This window comes from Mycobacterium sp. E2733 (assembly GCF_001667585.1).
GTDB lineage: Bacteria > Actinomycetota > Actinomycetes > Mycobacteriales > Mycobacteriaceae > Mycobacterium.
This window is the reverse complement of record NZ_LZJZ01000074.1, coordinates 1-16,195: the sequence shown is the minus strand read 5'-3', so window position 1 is coordinate 16,195 and position 16,195 is coordinate 1. Positions and strand designations below refer to the sequence as shown.

At 68.2% G+C, this 16,195-nt stretch carries 15 protein-coding genes and 1 pseudogene; 8 read left to right on the top strand and 8 right to left on the bottom strand.

What is annotated here, in order from left to right; genetic code table 11:
• The first annotated feature begins 86 nt into the window (after positions 1-86).
• The 4 genes from A5678_RS12845 (at position 87) to A5678_RS12830 (ending at position 4,888) form a co-directional block, all read left to right on the top strand.
• Positions 87-914, top strand: coding sequence for an acyl-ACP desaturase (locus A5678_RS12845; protein WP_068042851.1), 828 nt, complete (start codon positions 87-89; stop codon positions 912-914).
• 215 nt (positions 915-1,129) lie between these two features.
• Positions 1,130-2,431 (top strand): PhoH family protein, encoded by a 1,302-nt coding sequence (locus tag A5678_RS12840; protein WP_068042848.1) that lies wholly within the window; start codon positions 1,130-1,132, stop codon positions 2,429-2,431.
• Between the two features lie 41 nt (positions 2,432-2,472).
• On the top strand, positions 2,473-3,348 hold the full coding sequence (locus A5678_RS12835; RefSeq protein WP_068042847.1) for a polysaccharide deacetylase family protein: 876 nt from the start codon (positions 2,473-2,475) through the stop codon (positions 3,346-3,348).
• Between the two features lie 85 nt (positions 3,349-3,433).
• Complete coding sequence (locus A5678_RS12830; protein WP_068042843.1) at positions 3,434-4,888, top strand: adenylate/guanylate cyclase domain-containing protein; 1,455 nt, start codon at positions 3,434-3,436, stop codon at positions 4,886-4,888.
• Positions 4,889-4,898: 10 nt separating this feature from the next.
• Here A5678_RS12830 and A5678_RS12825 read toward each other — a convergent pair whose 3' ends face one another.
• From A5678_RS12825 to glpX, 3 genes are read right to left on the bottom strand one after another with little or no spacing between them, the layout of a single operon-like run.
• Positions 4,899-5,810: a hypothetical protein gene (locus A5678_RS12825; RefSeq protein WP_068042841.1), complete on the bottom strand. Its 912-nt coding sequence runs from the start codon at positions 5,808-5,810 to the stop codon at positions 4,899-4,901.
• 16 nt (positions 5,811-5,826) lie between these two features.
• Positions 5,827-7,239: a class II fumarate hydratase gene (locus A5678_RS12820; RefSeq protein ID WP_068042840.1), complete on the bottom strand. Its 1,413-nt coding sequence runs from the start codon at positions 7,237-7,239 to the stop codon at positions 5,827-5,829.
• A gap of 25 nt (positions 7,240-7,264) precedes the next feature.
• On the bottom strand, positions 7,265-8,317 hold the full coding sequence (gene glpX / locus A5678_RS12815; protein ID WP_068042838.1) for a class II fructose-bisphosphatase: 1,053 nt from the start codon (positions 8,315-8,317) through the stop codon (positions 7,265-7,267).
• Positions 8,318-8,372: 55 nt separating this feature from the next.
• Between glpX and A5678_RS12810 the strand changes: the two genes are divergently transcribed.
• The 3 genes from A5678_RS12810 to A5678_RS12800 are packed head-to-tail and all read left to right on the top strand — an operon-like array spanning position 8,373 to position 11,463.
• Positions 8,373-9,071, top strand: coding sequence for a DUF4245 domain-containing protein (locus A5678_RS12810; protein ID WP_068042836.1), 699 nt, complete (start codon positions 8,373-8,375; stop codon positions 9,069-9,071).
• Positions 9,072-9,084: 13 nt separating this feature from the next.
• Positions 9,085-9,882: a dienelactone hydrolase family protein gene (locus A5678_RS12805; RefSeq protein ID WP_068042834.1), complete on the top strand. Its 798-nt coding sequence runs from the start codon at positions 9,085-9,087 to the stop codon at positions 9,880-9,882.
• A 15-nt stretch (positions 9,883-9,897) separates the two neighbouring features.
• Entirely contained in the window at positions 9,898-11,463 is a 1,566-nt protein-coding gene (locus tag A5678_RS12800) for a carboxylesterase/lipase family protein (protein WP_068042831.1), read from the top strand.
• Positions 11,464-11,471: 8 nt separating this feature from the next.
• Here A5678_RS12800 and A5678_RS12795 read toward each other — a convergent pair whose 3' ends face one another.
• From A5678_RS12795 to A5678_RS12780, 4 genes are all read right to left on the bottom strand, one after another.
• The gene (locus A5678_RS12795; RefSeq protein WP_068042829.1) at positions 11,472-12,596 is read right to left on the bottom strand and encodes an NAD-dependent epimerase/dehydratase family protein; all 1,125 of its coding nucleotides are present in this window, start codon (positions 12,594-12,596) and stop codon (positions 11,472-11,474) included.
• A 61-nt stretch (positions 12,597-12,657) separates the two neighbouring features.
• Entirely contained in the window at positions 12,658-12,894 is a 237-nt protein-coding gene (locus tag A5678_RS12790) for an exodeoxyribonuclease VII small subunit (RefSeq protein ID WP_068042827.1), read from the bottom strand.
• The gene (xseA, locus tag A5678_RS12785) at positions 12,884-14,134 is read right to left on the bottom strand and encodes an exodeoxyribonuclease VII large subunit (protein ID WP_068042824.1); all 1,251 of its coding nucleotides are present in this window, start codon (positions 14,132-14,134) and stop codon (positions 12,884-12,886) included. The genes A5678_RS12790 and xseA overlap by 11 nt, the downstream gene beginning before the upstream one ends.
• Complete coding sequence (locus A5678_RS12780) at positions 14,131-14,718, bottom strand: lipid droplet-associated protein (protein WP_068042822.1); 588 nt, start codon at positions 14,716-14,718, stop codon at positions 14,131-14,133. The genes xseA and A5678_RS12780 overlap by 4 nt, the downstream gene beginning before the upstream one ends.
• 89 nt (positions 14,719-14,807) lie before the next feature.
• Here A5678_RS12780 and A5678_RS12775 point away from each other — a divergent pair, with 89 nt between their 5' ends.
• On the top strand, positions 14,808-15,806 hold the full coding sequence (locus A5678_RS12775) for a 4-hydroxy-3-methylbut-2-enyl diphosphate reductase (RefSeq protein WP_068042820.1): 999 nt from the start codon (positions 14,808-14,810) through the stop codon (positions 15,804-15,806).
• A gap of 22 nt (positions 15,807-15,828) precedes the next feature.
• Here A5678_RS12775 and A5678_RS27545 read toward each other — a convergent pair.
• A pseudogene (locus A5678_RS27545) lies at positions 15,829-16,195 on the bottom strand (hypothetical protein); the annotation flags it as partial.

Genomic DNA, 16,195 nt, shown 5'->3' with positions numbered 1-16,195 from the left:
GCGTTCGAAAGGACCAAAGTCACCAGTTGCCCGCGACACGGGCCGGGCGATTTCACGAACCTGTGTATGCGAGTTACAGTAACCGCATGGCACAGAAACCTGTAGCTAACGCGCTGACCCTGGAACTCGAGCCGGTGTGCGAAGCCAACATGGATCGCCATCTGAACACCGAGGAACTCTGGTTCGCTCACGACTACGTGCCGTTCGACCGGGGCGAGAACTTCGCATTCCTCGGCGGACGTGACTGGGACCCGTCCGACGCGACGCTGCCCCGTGAGTACACGGACGCCTGCGAGATCCTCCTGCTGCTCAAGGACAACCTGGCCGGCCACCACCGCGAGCTCGTCGAGCACTTCATCCTCGAAGACTGGTGGGGCCGCTGGCTGGGCCGGTGGACCGCGGAGGAGCACCTGCACGCCATCGCGCTGCGCGAGTACCTGGTGGTGACCCGCGAGGTCGACCCCACCGCCAATGAGGAGGCGCGGGTCCAGCACGTCATGAAGGGCTACCGCGCGGACACCTACACCCAGGTGGAAACTCTGGTGTACATGGCGTTCACCGAGCGCACCCACGCCGTCTTCTGCGAGAACCTGGCGGCGAAGCTCGAGGAGCCCATCCTGGCCGGGCTCGTCGACCGGATCGCGCGCGACGAGCGGCGACACGAACTGTTCTTCTCCAACCTGGTCGAGCACTGCCTCGAGTACACCCGCGACGAGACGATCGCGGCGATCGCGGCCCGCGCGGCCGATCTGCAGGTGCCCGGCGCCGACATCGAGTCCTATCGCGACAAGCTGCGCAACGTCGCCGAGGCGGGCATCTTCGACCAACAGCAGCTGCGGCAGGCGATCTCGGATCGCATCACCGCATGGGGTGTGGCCGACGAGCCCGCCCTCAAGCAGTTCGTCATCGGCTAGCCGACCTTCGCCCCGCGCCCGTCGTCGGCGCGCCTGCGCTGCTGCAAAGCGGCGACGAGAGTAGCGTCGATCTCGATGGTCAGCGTCATGCTCAGCTGCCAGGGCGGCACCTCCCGTCACCACAACGGAAGGACCGGCCCCGGTCCTGGTGTCGCAGTTCCCGCCGACATGCCTGTGCGGGTCCGCGCGGGCTTATCCCGCTCGAGGAGCGCTACGTGACCGAAATCCGGACCTACGTGATCGACACCTCCGTGCTGCTGTCCGACCCCTGGGCGTGCAGCCGGTTCGCCGAGCACGAGGTGGTGGTTCCACTGGTGGTGATCAGCGAACTCGAGGCCAAACGGCATCACCACGAGTTGGGTTGGTTCGCCCGTCAGGCGTTGCGTCTGTTCGACGATCTGCGGCTTCTGCACGGACGGCTCGATCAGCCCATTCCCGTTGGGATACAAGGCGGTACGCTTCACGTTGAGCTCAACCACACGGACCCCGCGGTGCTGCCCGCCGGTTTCCGCAGCGACAACAACGACTGCCGTATCCTGAGCTGCGCCGCCAACCTCGCCGCCGAGGGCAAGCGAGTTACGTTGGTCAGCAAGGACATTCCGCTTCGGGTCAAGGCCGCCGCGGTCGGGCTGGCCGCCGACGAGTATCACGCGCAAGACGTGGTGGCCTCCGGATGGTCCGGGATGCGCGAGATCGAGACCGCCACCGAGGACATCGACGCGCTGTTCGCCGAGGGCGAGATCGATCTGACCGAAGCGCGAGACCTGCCCTGCCACACCGGTATTCGGCTGCTTGGCGGCAGTTCGCACGCGCTGGGCCGGGTCAACGCGGATAAACGCGTGCAGCTGGTTCGCGGTGACCGCGAGGCGTTCGGCCTGCGCGGCCGGTCCGCCGAACAGCGGGTGGCGCTCGACCTGCTGCTCGACGAATCGGTGGGCATCGTGTCACTGGGCGGCAAAGCCGGCACCGGCAAGTCGGCGCTGGCCTTGTGCGCGGGCCTGGAGGCCGTGCTCGAACGGCGGACCCAGCGCAAGGTGGTGGTCTTCCGGCCGCTGTACGCCGTGGGTGGTCAGGAGCTGGGCTACCTGCCCGGCAGCGAGAGCGAGAAGATGGGCCCCTGGGCGCAGGCGGTCTTCGACACGCTCGAGGGACTGGCCAGCCCGGCGGTGCTCGAAGAGGTACTCTCCCGCGGCATGCTCGAGGTGCTGCCGCTGACCCACATCCGGGGCCGGTCGCTGCACGACTCGTTCGTCATCGTCGACGAGGCCCAGTCGCTGGAGCGCAACGTCTTGCTAACGGTGCTGTCCAGGCTCGGAGCCGGGTCGCGGGTGGTGCTGACGCACGATATCGCCCAGCGCGACAACCTGCGGGTGGGCAGGCACGACGGGGTCGCCGCGGTGATCGAGAAGCTCAAAGGGCACCCGCTGTTCGCCCACATCACGCTGTTGCGCAGCGAACGGTCGCCGATTGCCGCGCTGGTCACCGAGATGCTCGAGGAGATCGCCGGACCGCAGTGACGGCGCATTTCGGCCGGCCACGCGTTCGATAAACTTCGACGGTGCCGAAAAGACCCGACAGCCAGGCCTGGCGCTATTGGCGCACGGTTGTCGGAGTCGTCGCTGCCGTCGCGGTCCTGGTCATCGGGGGTCTGACCGGTCACGTGACACGCGCCGACAACCTCAGTTGCTCGGTGGTCAAGTGCGTCGCGCTGACGTTCGACGACGGACCCGGCCCATTCGACGGCCGCCTGCTGCAGATCCTGAAGGACAACGACGCGAAGGCCACGTTCTTCGAGATCGGCAACAAGGTGGCCGCGAACCCCGCGGGAGCCAAGCAGGTCGCCGACGCCGGGATGGAGATCGGCAACCACACCTGGGAACACCCCAACATGGTGACGATCCCTCCCGAAGACGTCGCCCCACAGTTCGCCAAGGCCAACGACGCGATCGCCGCCGCAACCGGGCGGACCCCCAACCTGTATCGCCCGGCCGGCGGCTTGTCCAACGACGCCGTGCGCCAGACAGCGGGCCGGTTGGGACTCGCCGAAATCCTCTGGGACGTCATCCCGTTCGACTGGGCGAACGACTCGAACACGGCGGCGACGCGGTACATGCTGATGACATACATCAAGCCGGGCTCGGTGGTGTTGTTCCACGACACCTACTCGAGCACCGTCGACCTGGTCTACCAGTTCATCCCGGTGCTCAAGGCCAACGGCTACCGCATGGTGACGGTCAGCGAACTGCTCGGCCCCCGGGCGCCGGGAAGTAGCTACGGCAGCCGCGAGAACGGGCCGCCGGCAAACGAACTCCACGACATCCCACCCGGTGACATCCCGCCGCTGCCGAACACGTCTTCGCCCAAGCCGATGCCCAACTTCCCGATCACCGACATCCCGGGCCAGAACTCGGGCGGCCCGAACAACGGTGCCTAGCACAAGCTTGTGGGCCCGCGCCGCCGCCCGGCTTCGGAATGGGTGGCCGCGAGCGTCGACGGGGCAACGAAAGTCTGCCCGCCGGTTGGCGATTCAATACGGGATCGACCTCGCGCTGTCCTACGTTCTGGCCGTCATCGAAGCGGCAGCCATCCTGGTTCCACTGCGGGGCCACACGTCGGTCGGAGCCAACGCCGACTTCGCGAAGGCCAACACCGCGGCGGTGTTGGTCCTCGTGTTGTTGGGCATCGTCGGCGTCGCGGCGGCCGCGATGCTGAGTGCGGCTCCGACGCTGCGCTGGTACGCGGCCGGCGCCCAACCCGACCAGGCGCAACGCGAAGCCGCGATGAAGCTGCCCGGCCGCCAGTCGGTAATCCTGTTCGGGGCCTGGGCTGTCAGCGGCGGAATCTTCATGTTGCTGAATTTGGGCGGCGGGGCGCAGCTGCTGCTGCCCATCGCGCTCGGTGTGCTGCTCGGCGGACCCGCGGCCGCCGGCACGGCCATGCTGCTGGCGCAGCGCATCCTGCGCCCCATCATGCGCGCCGCCACCCTGGGCTGCGAGCCGCGGATGGCCGTGCCCGGGGTGTACGCGCGACTGGTCCTGTTGTGGTTTCTGTGCAGCGCCTTCCCCATCGGCGTGATCGCAACCCTGGTCGTCCTTCGCTCGTACGGGTGGCTGATCGAGAAGTCCGCGTCGCTGGATGTACCGATCTTGGTGGTGGCGCTGGCGGCGCTGGTGCTCGGGCTGCCGACCATGATCTTGACGTCGCGATCCATATCCGATCCGCTCGGCGAGGTAGTCGACGCCATGGCGGAGGTCGAACACGGCCGCATCGGGACCTACGTCGGGGCGTACGAACGCTCGCAGATCGGGCGTCTGCAAACGGGTTTCAACCGCATGGTGGCCGGGCTGGCCGAACGCGACCGGTTGCGCGACCTGTTCGGGCGCCACGTCGGGGCGGACGTCGCCCAGCGCGCCATCGACGAGGGCGCATCGCTGTCAGGGGACGTGGTCGAGGCGGCGGTCCTCTACATCGACCTGGTCGGCTCGACGCAGCTCGCGGAAAGCCGTCCCCCGCAAGAGGTTGCCGAGATCCTCAACAATTTCTTCCGCATCGTCGTCAACGCTGTCGATGACCACCACGGGCTGATCAACAAATTCGCCGGTGATGCCGCCTTGGCCGTCTTCGGGGCGCCGTTGCCGACCGGCGAGCCGGCGTCGGCGGCCCTGGCGACAGCCCGCGCCCTGGGCACCCAACTGCGGCGGCTACCGGTCGATTTCGGCATCGGCGTCTCGGCGGGCCGCGTTTTCGCCGGCAACATCGGCGCCGAAAACCGCTACGAGTACACGGTGATCGGCGACGCGGTCAACGAGGCCGCGCGGCTGGCCGACCTCGCCAAGACCGCCGACCGGCGGATCCTGTGTGCGGCGGCGGCCGTCGAGCGGGCCGACGAAACCGAGGCCACGCATTGGGTCGAGTGCTATTCCACCGTTTTGCGGGGGCGATCCGAAGCCACCCACGTGTCGGCGCCGGCCTAGCCGAGCCGCGTCAGGACTTCGCGACCTTCAGCGCGGCGATGATCCGGCCGATGATGTCCGCGGAAGCGGTGTCGCCGATGGGTGTGCTGCCGACGAACACGGTGACCGGCTTGGTGTCGACGGCGATGACGGTCACGGAGTCGCCCTTGACGTTGCGGGTGCGGTCGGCGATCGTGACGTCGGCGTCGGCGCGGGCGGCCTTGGTCCCGTCGACGGTGATCGACGACGTCTTCGTCGGTCCCAGCGTGGGCGAGGCATTCGCGTATCCGGGCCCGTTGGCGACGCACTGCAACAACTTCGACGCCTGCGCGGTGACGTCCACGCTGGTGACGAAGTTGGTGACGCCGACCTCGGCAGTCATCATCCACTGACTGGCCCCGGGCACTTCCTGGGCGACGCCCACGGCGCCGATCAGGTTCGGACTCTGGTCGTCGGAGTACACCGCCCAGTTGGGCGGCACCGAGTTGGCCGGGAACGAGAGCTTGCCGGCGGCGATCGAGTCGGTCCGCGGTATCTCACCGCCGGACACGTTCGGGGTGCAATCGCTGGCGGTCTGCTGACCCTTCGGTTGGCTGGTGGCGCTGCTGGACGGCGAGGGTGCGGCGGTCGGGGACGTGCCGTGGCTGCCGCCGCGCATCACGATCAGCGTTGCCACCAGCGCGATGACGGCCAGGATGACGAGGCCACCGATGATCAGCCAGGGCAGCTTTGAGCCGGGGCCGCCCGGCGGGGGCCCGGGCGGGTATGGCCCGGGCGGGAACTGCTGTCCCGCTTGCGGATACGGAGGGGGCGGATACTGGTAGGGGCCGGTCGGCGGGTACGGCGGCGGGCCGCCCTGCGGCTGCCCGCCCCAATAAGGTTGCTGGCCGTACGGATTTCCGTACGGTCCCTGGCCGTAGGGGCCACCGGGAGGAGTCGTCATTTCTGCACCACCCCGCTTACTTCGCCGGCTTGACCTTGGCCATCGCCAAGACATCCAGGCGACGGTCCAGTTCTTCCTCCGACAGCTTGTCGCCGATCAGGCCGCGGTCGATCACGGCCTGGCGAATCGTCTTGCGCTCCTTGAGGGCCTGCTTGGCCACCGCGGCCGCCTCCTCGTAGCCGATCGCCGAGTTCAACGGCGTCACGATCGACGGCGACGACTCGGCCAGCTCGCGCAGGTGATCGACGTTGGCGACCAGTCCGGTAATGCACCGGTCCGCGAACAGCCGTGACACGTTGGTCAGCAGCTTGAAGGACTCGAGAATGTTGCGGGCCATCATCGGGATGTACACGTTGAGCTCGAACGCACCGGACAGGCCGCCGACGGCCACCGCGGCGTCGTTGCCGATCACCTGGGCGGCCACCTGCGTAACCGCTTCCGGCAGAACGGGATTAACCTTGCCGGGCATGATCGAGCTACCCGGCTGCAGGTCGGGCAGCTGGATCTCCGCCAGGCCGGTCAGTGGGCCCGATCCCATCCAGCGGATGTCGTTGGCGATCTTGGTCAACGACACCGCGATGGTGCGCAGCGCGCCGGAGGCCTCGACCAGGCCGTCGCGCGCCGCTTGAGCCTCGAAAGAGTTGGCGGCCGTGCGCAGTTCGTTCAGGCCGGTGGAGGCGATCAACGTCTCGACGACCTTGGCGCCGAAGCCGTCGGGCGCGTTGAGGCCGGTGCCGACCGCGGTCCCGCCGATCGCCAGCTCGCCGAGCCGCGGCAGCGTGGCGCGCACCCGCTCGATCCCCGCCTCGATCTGGCGGGCGTAGCCGCTGAATTCCTGGCCGAGGGTCACCGGAACGGCGTCCATCAGGTGGGTGCGACCCGACTTGACCACGGTGTGCCACTCGCGGGCCTTGGCGTCCAGCGCTTCATGCAACACCTCGAGCGCAGGGATCAGGTGACGCACCGCGGCCTCGGTCGCCGCGATGTGGGTGGCGGTCGGGAAGGTGTCGTTGGACGACTGCGACATGTTCACGTCGTCGTTGGGGTGCACCGTGACACCGTTGGTGGCGGCGATGCTCGCGATCACCTCGTTGGTGTTCATGTTGGAGCTGGTGCCCGACCCGGTCTGGAAGACGTCGATGGGGAACTGGTCGTCGTGTTGGCCATCGGCGATTTCGGCGGCCGCGGCGATGATGGCGTCTGCCTTCTCCGGAGCCAGCAACCCGAGGTCCTTGTTGACCTGCGCGCAGGCGCCCTTTAGCAGGCCCAGCGCGCGGATCTGGGTGCGCTCCAGGCCCCGGCCCGAGATGGGGAAGTTCTCCACGGCGCGCTGGGTTTGCGCGCGCCACAACGCCTTTGCGGGTACCCGGACCTCGCCCATGGTGTCGTGTTCGATGCGGTATTCGGTATCGGTGGCGCTATCGGCCATAGGTGGCAGTCCTCGCTGGGTTCGGTCAGGGCAGGGGATAGGCGGCAGTGCTATCGCCGGTGAAGTCGATGGCGGAGTACTCGTTGAGCTTCGAGAGCCGGTGATAGGCCTCGATCATGCGGACGGTGCCCGACTTCGACCGCATCACGATCGACTGTGTGGTGCAGCCGCCGGGGTAGTACTGCACGCCCTTGAGCAAGTCGCCGTTGGTCACCCCGGTAGCGCAGAAGAAGACGTTCTCGCCGGACACCAAGTCCTCGGTGGTCAGCACCCGATCGACGTCGTGGCCGGCGTCGATCGCCTTCTGGCGTTCCTCGTCGTCCTTGGGCGCGAGCTGCGCCTGGATGGCACCACCCATGCACCGGATCGCGGCGGCTGCGATGATGCCCTCCGGGGTGCCGCCGATCCCGGCCAGCATGTCGGTGCCCGACAGGTATCGGCAGGCCGAGATGGCGCCGGCGACGTCACCGTCGGTGATCAGCCGGATGCGGGCCCCGGTTGCGCGGACGTCCTCGATCAGTTGGGCGTGCCGCGGGCGGTCCAGGATGCACACCGTCATGTCGCGCACGGACAACGCCTTGGCCTTGGCGACCGCGCGGATGTTCTCGGCGATCGGCGCGGTGATGTCCAGCACCTGCGCGGCCTCGGGACCCACCGCGATCTTGTTCATGTAGAACACCGCCGACGGGTCGAACATCGCGCCGCGGTCGGCCACCGCCAGGACCGAGATGGCGTTGGTCATGCCCTTGCTCATCAGCGTGGTGCCGTCGATGGGGTCGACGGCGAAGTCGACTTCCGGGCCGTCGCCGTTGCCCACCTCCTCGCCGTTGTAGAGCATCGGGGCCTGGTCCTTCTCGCCCTCGCCGATGACCACCACGCCGCGCATCGACACCGTGTTGACCAGTTCACGCATCGCGTCGACCGCCGCGCCGTCGCCGCCTTCTTTGTCGCCGCGGCCCACCCAGCGGCCGGCGGCCATGGCGCCGGCTTCGGTCACCCGGACCAGTTCCAGGGCCAGGTTGCGGTCCGGGGCTTCACCACGTGGCCGTCCAGGTGGGCGGTTGCCCTCAACTGTCATGGTTGGAGATTGTCCCAGAAGCTGATCGGTCTGCTCGAACTGGGATACTCGGGGGATGACCGAAGAGCCGCCGCTGAATGCCAGCTCGGAGGCCCGAGTAGCCGGCGAGCCGGCTCCCGCCGCCGGACCGACTGCCAGGCCGGCCAAACCGCGGTTGCTGCAGGACGGCCGCGACATGTTTTGGTCACTGATTCCGCTGGTCATCGGATGCATCTTGCTGGCCGGCCTGGTGGGCATGTGCTCGTTCCAGCCCGGCAGCCACCAGGGCGCCGTCCCCTCCTACGACGCGCCGGCGGCGCTCCGGGCCGATGCCGCGACGCTCGGCTATCCCATTCGGCTGCCCAAGCTGCCCGCGGGCTGGCAGGCCAATTCCGGCAGCCGCGGCGGCATCCAGGGCGGCCGCGTCGATCCCTCGACCGGCCAACGGCTGAACGCGACCACCTCGGTCGTCGGCTACATCAGCCCCACCGGGATGTATTTGAGCCTCACCCAGAGCAATGCCGACGAGGACAAACTGGTGGGCTCGATTCATTCGTCGGCGTACCCGGCCGGGACGGTCGACGTCGCGGGGACCCACTGGGTGGTCTACAACGGCGCCGGCCAAAGCGGGGCGGATGCCGAGCCGGTGTGGACCACCCGGCTCACCGGCCCGTCCGGGACCACCCAAATCGCGATAACCGGTGCCGGCAACACCGATCAGTTCCGTACGCTGGCCTCGGCGACGCAATCGCAGCCGCCGTTACCCGCGCGCTGAAGAAAGGCCGAGCGTGACTGCACCCCAAGCGGATCTGTCCGGATGGTCGGCGGCGCCGTTCAGCGGAGGCGGCTACACCCACGACGTCTACCGCAAGGGCAGCGGCCCGGGGGTGGTGCTGATTCCGGAGATACCCGGGATCCATCCCGGTGTGCTGGCCCTGGGCAATCACCTGGTGGACAACGGCTTCACCGTCGTCATGCCGTCGCTGTTCGGTGAGCCGGGCAGGCCCAAGACGGTCGGGTACATCGCCTCCTCGATCAGCCGGGCCTGTGTGGCAAAAGAATTCGCGGCGTTCGCGACCAACAAGCAGCGGCCGGTGTCGATGTTCCTGCGCGCGCTGGCCCGTGACCTCAATGCGTCGACCCCGGGCAAGGGCGTCGGCGTGATCGGCCAATGCTTCACGGGCGGTTTTGCGCTGGCCGCCGCGGTCGACGACGCCGTCCTTGCCCCGGTCCTTTCGCAGCCGTCGGTACCGCTGCCGCTGGGGCGCGCGCGGCGCCGCGACCCCGGCCTGAGCGAATCCGAACTGGCCACCGTGGCCGATCGCTGCGCCAACGACGGCCTGTGCGCGATGGGTCTGCGGTTCAGCGAGGACAGCGCCGTGCCCCGCGAACGGTTCGCTGCGCTCAAGGAGCGGCTCGGTGACGCGTTTGAGGTCATCGAGATCGACTCGGGGCCGGGCAATGTGGGCGGGTTCAGCAAGCTGGCGCACTCCGTGCTGACCGACGAGGTACGCGAAGTCGACGGTCAGCCGGCGTACGAGGCCCGCAAGCGAGTGGTCGAGTTCCTCACCCAGCGCCTCGGCTAGGAAAGCGCCCCACGCATGACGACTACGACCAGTGACCGGGTGGTCGAGACCACCTTCGGCCCCGTGCGCGGCGTCGATGACGGCCGCGTCAGCGTGTGGAAGGGCATTCGGTACGCCGCACCGCCCATCGGCGACCTGCGCTTCCGGAAACCGCAGCCGCCGGAGACGTGGACCGAGGTCGCCGACGCCACCGCCTTCGGTCCCGCCTGCCTGCAGCCGGTCTTTCCCAACATGCCGCTCGATCTGGGCGCGCCGCAGGGCGATGACTGCCTGCGGCTGAACATCTGGGCGTCGTCGGACACCGAACCCGGAGACGGAAAGCCGGTGATGGTCTGGCTGCACGGCGGCGCCTACGTCCTGGGATCCGGCAGCCAGGTGCTCTACGACGGCCGTCGACTGGCCTGCGGCGGCAGTGACGGCGGGGTCATCGTGGTGACGGTCAACTACCGGCTCGGGGCACTGGGCTTCGTCGACCTCTCGTCGCTCGATACGGGTCGCGCGCGTTTCGACTCGAACATCGGGCTGCACGACGTGCTGGCCGCCCTGCGCTGGGTGCGCGACAACATCGCGGCGTTCGGCGGTGACCCCGCCCGGGTCACGCTTTTCGGGGAATCCGCCGGCGCCGGCATCGTCACGACGCTGCTCGCCGCCCCGGCCGCCGAGGGCCTGTTCTCGGCCGCGATCGCCCAAAGCTCCCCGGCCACATCGGTTTACGACCGCGAACGGGCCCGCCGGGTCACAACGAGCCTGCTCGACAAGCTGGGGATCGCCGAGTCTGACGCGCGGCGGCTGCTGGAGGTGCCCGACGCCGCGATACTGTCCGCTTCCCAGCAGGTGTTCGACGAAGTGCCGGTGCGCAACCCGGGCACCCTCGCGTTCGTCCCGATCGTCGACGGTGACCTGCTGCACGACTACCCGGTCAAGGTGGCGCAGGAGGGCCGTTCGCACCCCGTTCCGTTGATCATCGGCACCAATAAGCATGAGGCGGCGCTGTTTCGGCTGATGAGGTCGCCGCTGATGCCGATCACACCGCACGCGATCACGTCGATGTTCTCCCAGATCGCCGCCGAGCAGCCGGACCTGCAATTGCCGACCCCGGAGGAGATCGGTTCGGCGTACTCGCATTCGCGCCTGCGCCGCAAGGCCCGCAGCATGAGCATCGCGACCGACGTCGGGTTCCGGATGCCGTCGGTGTGGCTGGCCGAAGGGCACAGCGCGGTGGCGCCGGTGTATCTGTACCGGTTCGACTACTCGACGCCGCTGCTGAAGGTGCTCTTGGTCCGCGCCGCGCACGCCACCGAATTGCCTTACGTCTGGGGCAATCTCGGGGCGCCGAAGGATCCCACGCTGAAATTGGGCGGCAGCAAAACCGCCAAGGCGGTCTCCAAGAGAATGCGCACCCGGTGGATCAACTTCGCCGCGCGGGCGAAGCCCGCGGGCCCGGACGGCGAGCCGGACTGGAGGCCCTACCAAGAGGCCGATCGCGCCTGCATGATCATCGACAAGCGCGACACCGTCGCGCACGATGTCGACGCGAACATCCGGGCCGCCTGGGGCAGCGAGATGGTGGGTTTCCGGTAGGTCCGGCTCTAGCGCGGTCCGCTCACCGTCGGCTTGGCGTCGCTGTTGCCTTGCAGCGCTTGGGCCTTCATCCGATTGAACATGTCGACGTAGTAGGGCAGGCATTCCGCCATGGCCTGTTCGGTGGTAAACGGGGGCTCATAGCCTAGGTCGCGGCGCGCCTTGGCGATCGAGAAATAGTTGTCCAGGTAGAGCCGCTCGACGGCCAGCGGCTCGAGCAGTGGCGCCGGTATGCCGAAGCGGAAATGCAGCCGCTGCCAACCGGTCATCGCCGCGCGGACCATGGGGCCATTGACCCGTACCCGGGGCCAGTTCACGCCACAGGCCTCGACCACCGGCCGCGCGAACTCGAACATGTTGATCGGTTCGTCGTCGTTGATGAAGTACGCCTGACCCGGTGCGGTGCCGCCGGGGACGAGGTGCTGGGCGGCCAGGATGAAACCCTGAATCAGGTTGTGCACATAGGAGTTATCCAGTCGCGCCGACTTGCGGCCGATCAGCACCTTGACGTGGCCGGCGATCACGCTTTCGAACAGCCTGCGGAACATCGTCTGGTCACCGCGACCCCAGATCCCGCTGGGCCGGATCGCGCACGTCAGCATGTCGCCAATGCCGTTCTGCGACAGCACGAACCGCTCGGCGACGACCTTCGTCTCGGTGTAGAGGTCGTTGAACCGGTTGGTGTAGGGGAGCGTCTCGTCGCCGCCAGGGATGTTCTGGCCGCCCATCACGACGCTGTTGGACGAGGTGTAGACGAAGCGCTTCACCCCGGCCGCCTGCCCGGCGTGCACCAGGTTCTCGGTGCCACCGACGTTGACGCCGAAGCTGCGCTGCCGGTATGCGTCGGTCACCGACGCGCCACCCATCAAATCGATGATCGCCGCGGTGTGAAAGACGGTGTCGATGCCGTCCACCGCTCGGGCGCAGACGGCGGTGTCGGTGATGTCGCCCTCGAGCACCTCCAGGTGCGCGTGCTGCGCAAGCGGTGAGGGCGCGCGGTCGAACGAGCGCACGTGGTGGCCACGGTCCAGCAGGGTGGTGACCAAGTTGGCGCCGACGAACCCGGAGCCGCCGGTGACCAGGACGCGCCCGAGCTCGGTGGTCAGTGATGCATCAGCCATGTGCCGAAGCATAACTGAAACGTGTTCCAATTTCGAAAGTGGTCATAACTCCTGTTTCGCGAAATGGCCGAAATCAGGCGTCGTCCGCTTGGCCGGCCGCGAGCGCATCCTCGATTCGCTTGCGGGCTCCAGCTAAGTGCTGTTCGCACCGTTTCGCCAGTTCTTCGCCTCGTTCCCACAACTTGAGCGACGTGTCGAGGTCCAAGCCCCCCTGCTCTAGCAGGCGGACCACTTCGATCAGTTCATCCCGGCACGCTTCATAGCCGAGGTTACTAATAGGCGTAATTGACTGCTCATTTTCACCAGCCATCGGTCTGCCCTTCGCTCACCGCAGCGATCGCGCCGTCGGCGACCCGCACCCGTAGGCGCCTGCCGGCGGGCGCGTCGGCGACCGACCGCAGCACCGCCGGGGGCCCGGAGTCCGGCACCGCCTGCACTACGGCATAGCCGCGGGCCAGCGTGGCCGCCGGGCCCAGCGTCGCCAGGCGCGCCTTCAGGTGACCGACGCGTTCCGTCTCGCCGGCGGCCAGACGGGTGATGTCGCGGCGGATCGCCGACCGGGCGCGGTGAACCTCATCGGCCCGCGCCGTCAGCGCCGTCAGCGGTTCGGCGAGCACCGGTCGGCTGCGGACCTGGGCCAACGCGCGTTGTTCGCGAGCCACCCAATTGCGCAACGCCTGCGCGCTTCGCCGGCGCAGGTCCTCGATCAGGCGCTGCTCGGCAGCGGTGTCGGGCACCACCTTCTTCGCCGCGTCGGTGGGGGTGGCGGCCCGCAGGTCGGCAACCAGGTCACACAACGGATTGTCGGGTTCGTGACCGACCGCGCTGATGACCGGGGTTCGGCACGCCGCGATAGCGCGACACAACGTCTCGTCGGAGAACGGCAACAGGTCCTCGACGCTACCGCCGCCGCGGGCCACCACGATGACGTCGACCTCCACGTGCCTGTCGAGTTCGTACAGCGCTTCGACGATCTGCGCCACCGCGTTGGGTCCCTGGACCGCGGTGTTGCGCACGGCGAAACGCACCCCGGGCCAGCGTCCGGTGGCGACTGTCGTCACGTCGCGTTCGGCGGCACTGGCCCGGCCCGTGATCAGGCCGATCATGTTGGGCAGAAAGGGGATTGGTCGCTTGAGTCGGGGGTCGAAGAGCCCTTCGGCGTCCAACAGCCGGCGCAGCCGATCGATCCGCGCCAGCAGCTCGCCCACACCGACGGCGCGAATCGCGCTGAGCCGCAACGAGAACGTTCCCCGACCGGTGTAAAACGACGGCTTGCCGCAGACCACCACCTGCGTGCCCTCGGTCAATTTCACCGGCGCGTTGGCCACCAGGTCGCGCGAACAGGTCACGGTCAGCGACATGTCGGCGGCCGGGTCGCGCAACACCATGAACACCGTCTTGGAGTCGGGTCGCGCGCTGATCTGGGCCAGCTGGCCCTCGACCCATACCGTGCCGAGCCTGTCGATCCAGCCGGCGACCCGAATTGCCACCGCGCGCACCGGAAATGGGTTCTCGGCGGAGTTCGGTTCGGACTGTGGGGCCGGGGTCACTTCGCGTTCGCGCGGGTGATCCTATTGGCGAGCAGCGTCTGGAAAGGCGCGCGGGCCTTGGTGGCCTGCTCGTATGCCAGCAGGTCTTCGAGTTCGTCGACGCTCAGCGACTGCAGGCGGGCGCGCAGCTGCGCCAGCGTCAGCGCCGCGTAGTCCAGCTCGGTCACCACCGACGGTTGCGGAACCGACGGCGCGTCCGAGGATTTCCTGCCCTGCTTCAAGGGGGCGGCATCCGACGCGGCGTCGGCGAGCGAGTACAACGCGAACCGCCCCTCGGTTCGGCGGTCGCCCTCGCCGATACCGTCATCGACCGGTCCGGGCGCTTCGAAGGCCTCGGGCAGGTCCTCGTCGAACGTCGCCCATTCCGGCTGCTCGTCCTTCGGCGGAAAGATGCTCTCCAGGGTGCTGTCACCCTTGATCGCCAGCTCCGCGAGGTTCTGCTGAAATCGCATCACAAGGTGCGCCGCCTGACTGGCTAATGTCATGGGGTACATCAAGATGGTTTTCGGCAGCTTCATGGTCTCCTCGACGGCGACTGTGGCCGCGCCGACCAATAGCCGAACTCCATACGGTGCAGTAGCCATGGGTCCAAGATTGCCTTAAGCGACGGCTAACTCCAAGCCCGCCGGCGCGAGCTGGCAAGCCCGTGTCCGCAGAACGTACCCTGGGTGTCATGCCGCCGACTGTCGACATGGGAATTCCCGGCGCGTCCAGCTCGGTAGCCAGCGATCCAGCCCGCAAGCGAGTGCTTCTGGCCGAGCCGCGTGGTTACTGCGCGGGCGTGGATAGAGCCGTCGAAACGGTCGAACGCGCGCTGGAAAAGCACGGCCCACCGGTGTATGTGCGCCACGAGATCGTGCACAACCGGCACGTGGTGAACACGCTGGAAAAGGCGGGCGCGGTGTTCGTCGAGGAGACCGACGAGGTCCCCGAGGGTTCCATCGTCGTGTTCTCCGCGCACGGGGTCGCACCCACCGTGCACGCGGCGGCCGCCGCACGCAACCTGCACACCATCGACGCCACCTGCCCGCTGGTGACCAAGGTGCACAACGAGGCCAGGCGGTTCGCCCGCAACGACTACGACATCCTGCTCATCGGCCACGAGGGCCACGAGGAGGTCATCGGGACCGCGGGCGAGGCGCCCGACCATGTGCAGCTGGTCGACGGGGTCGCCGCCGTGGACAACGTGACGGTCCGGGACGAGAACAAGCTGGTCTGGCTGTCGCAGACCACGCTCTCGGTCGACGAGACCATGGAGATCGTCGACCGGCTGCGCCAACGGTTCCCGAAGCTGCAGGATCCGCCGAGCGATGACATCTGTTACGCGACACAGAACCGGCAGGTCGCCGTCAAGGCCATGGCCCCCGAGTGCCAGCTGGTGATCGTCGTCGGGTCCCGGAACTCCTCGAACTCGGTGCGGCTGGTCGAGGTGGCCCTGGGCGGCGGCGCCGGCGCCGCCCACCTTGTCGACTGGGCCGACGATATCGAGCCCGCATGGCTGGACGGGGTGACCACCGTGGGCGTGACCTCCGGCGCGTCCGTCCCCGAGGTCCTGGTGCGCGGTGTTCTGGAGCGGCTCGCCGATTACGGCTACGACGTGGTGCAACCGGTCACCACGGCACAGGAAACCCTGGTGTTCGCGTTGCCGCGCGAGATCCGGTCACTGCTCTGACAGGCCGGGCGCCCTGTGGCGCTCAGCCCTCGTATTCCCATTCCGTCGGGGGTCGCTGAGGCCGGCCGTACGTCCGTGATCGGTTCCGCCGCTCGGCCGCGGCCTCGTCTGGCGCGCTGGCCCCCCGGTAGCGGACCTGCGAGATGGGGTGATGCGTCCCCTTGTTGCCGTTCGGCGCGGGGCGGCGGCGCCTCGGCTCATACAAGGGCTCATAGCGGTCGTAGCCGCCGAACAGCTCCGGGGCCCCGGGCGGGTCATATGGGTCGTATCCATCGAAACGGCTGCTCCGCGAGCTCGGCTCCTCGTAGGGCCGCTCGTAGGGGCTGCGGCGGCTGCGCGGCTCGCGACGGCCTTCCCGGGGCGACTGGCCGCGCGCGTCCGGATCGGCA

Coding starts and splice junctions, on each gene's coding strand:
- A5678_RS12810 (WP_068042836.1), top strand. CDS start 8,373: ATGACCGAAGAGCCGCCGCTGAATGCCAGCTCGGAGGCCCGAGTAGCC.
- A5678_RS12845 (WP_068042851.1), top strand. CDS start 87: ATGGCACAGAAACCTGTAGCTAACGCGCTGACCCTGGAACTCGAGCCG.
- A5678_RS12800 (WP_068042831.1), top strand. CDS start 9,898: ATGACGACTACGACCAGTGACCGGGTGGTCGAGACCACCTTCGGCCCC.
- A5678_RS12775 (WP_068042820.1), top strand. CDS start 14,808: ATGCCGCCGACTGTCGACATGGGAATTCCCGGCGCGTCCAGCTCGGTA.
- A5678_RS12825 (WP_068042841.1), bottom strand. CDS start 5,810: ATGACGACTCCTCCCGGTGGCCCCTACGGCCAGGGACCGTACGGAAAT.
- A5678_RS12780 (WP_068042822.1), bottom strand. CDS start 14,718: ATGGCTACTGCACCGTATGGAGTTCGGCTATTGGTCGGCGCGGCCACA.
- A5678_RS12790 (WP_068042827.1), bottom strand. CDS start 12,894: ATGGCTGGTGAAAATGAGCAGTCAATTACGCCTATTAGTAACCTCGGC.
- glpX (WP_068042838.1), bottom strand. CDS start 8,317: ATGACAGTTGAGGGCAACCGCCCACCTGGACGGCCACGTGGTGAAGCC.
- A5678_RS12820 (WP_068042840.1), bottom strand. CDS start 7,239: ATGGCCGATAGCGCCACCGATACCGAATACCGCATCGAACACGACACC.
- A5678_RS12795 (WP_068042829.1), bottom strand. CDS start 12,596: ATGCTTCGGCACATGGCTGATGCATCACTGACCACCGAGCTCGGGCGC.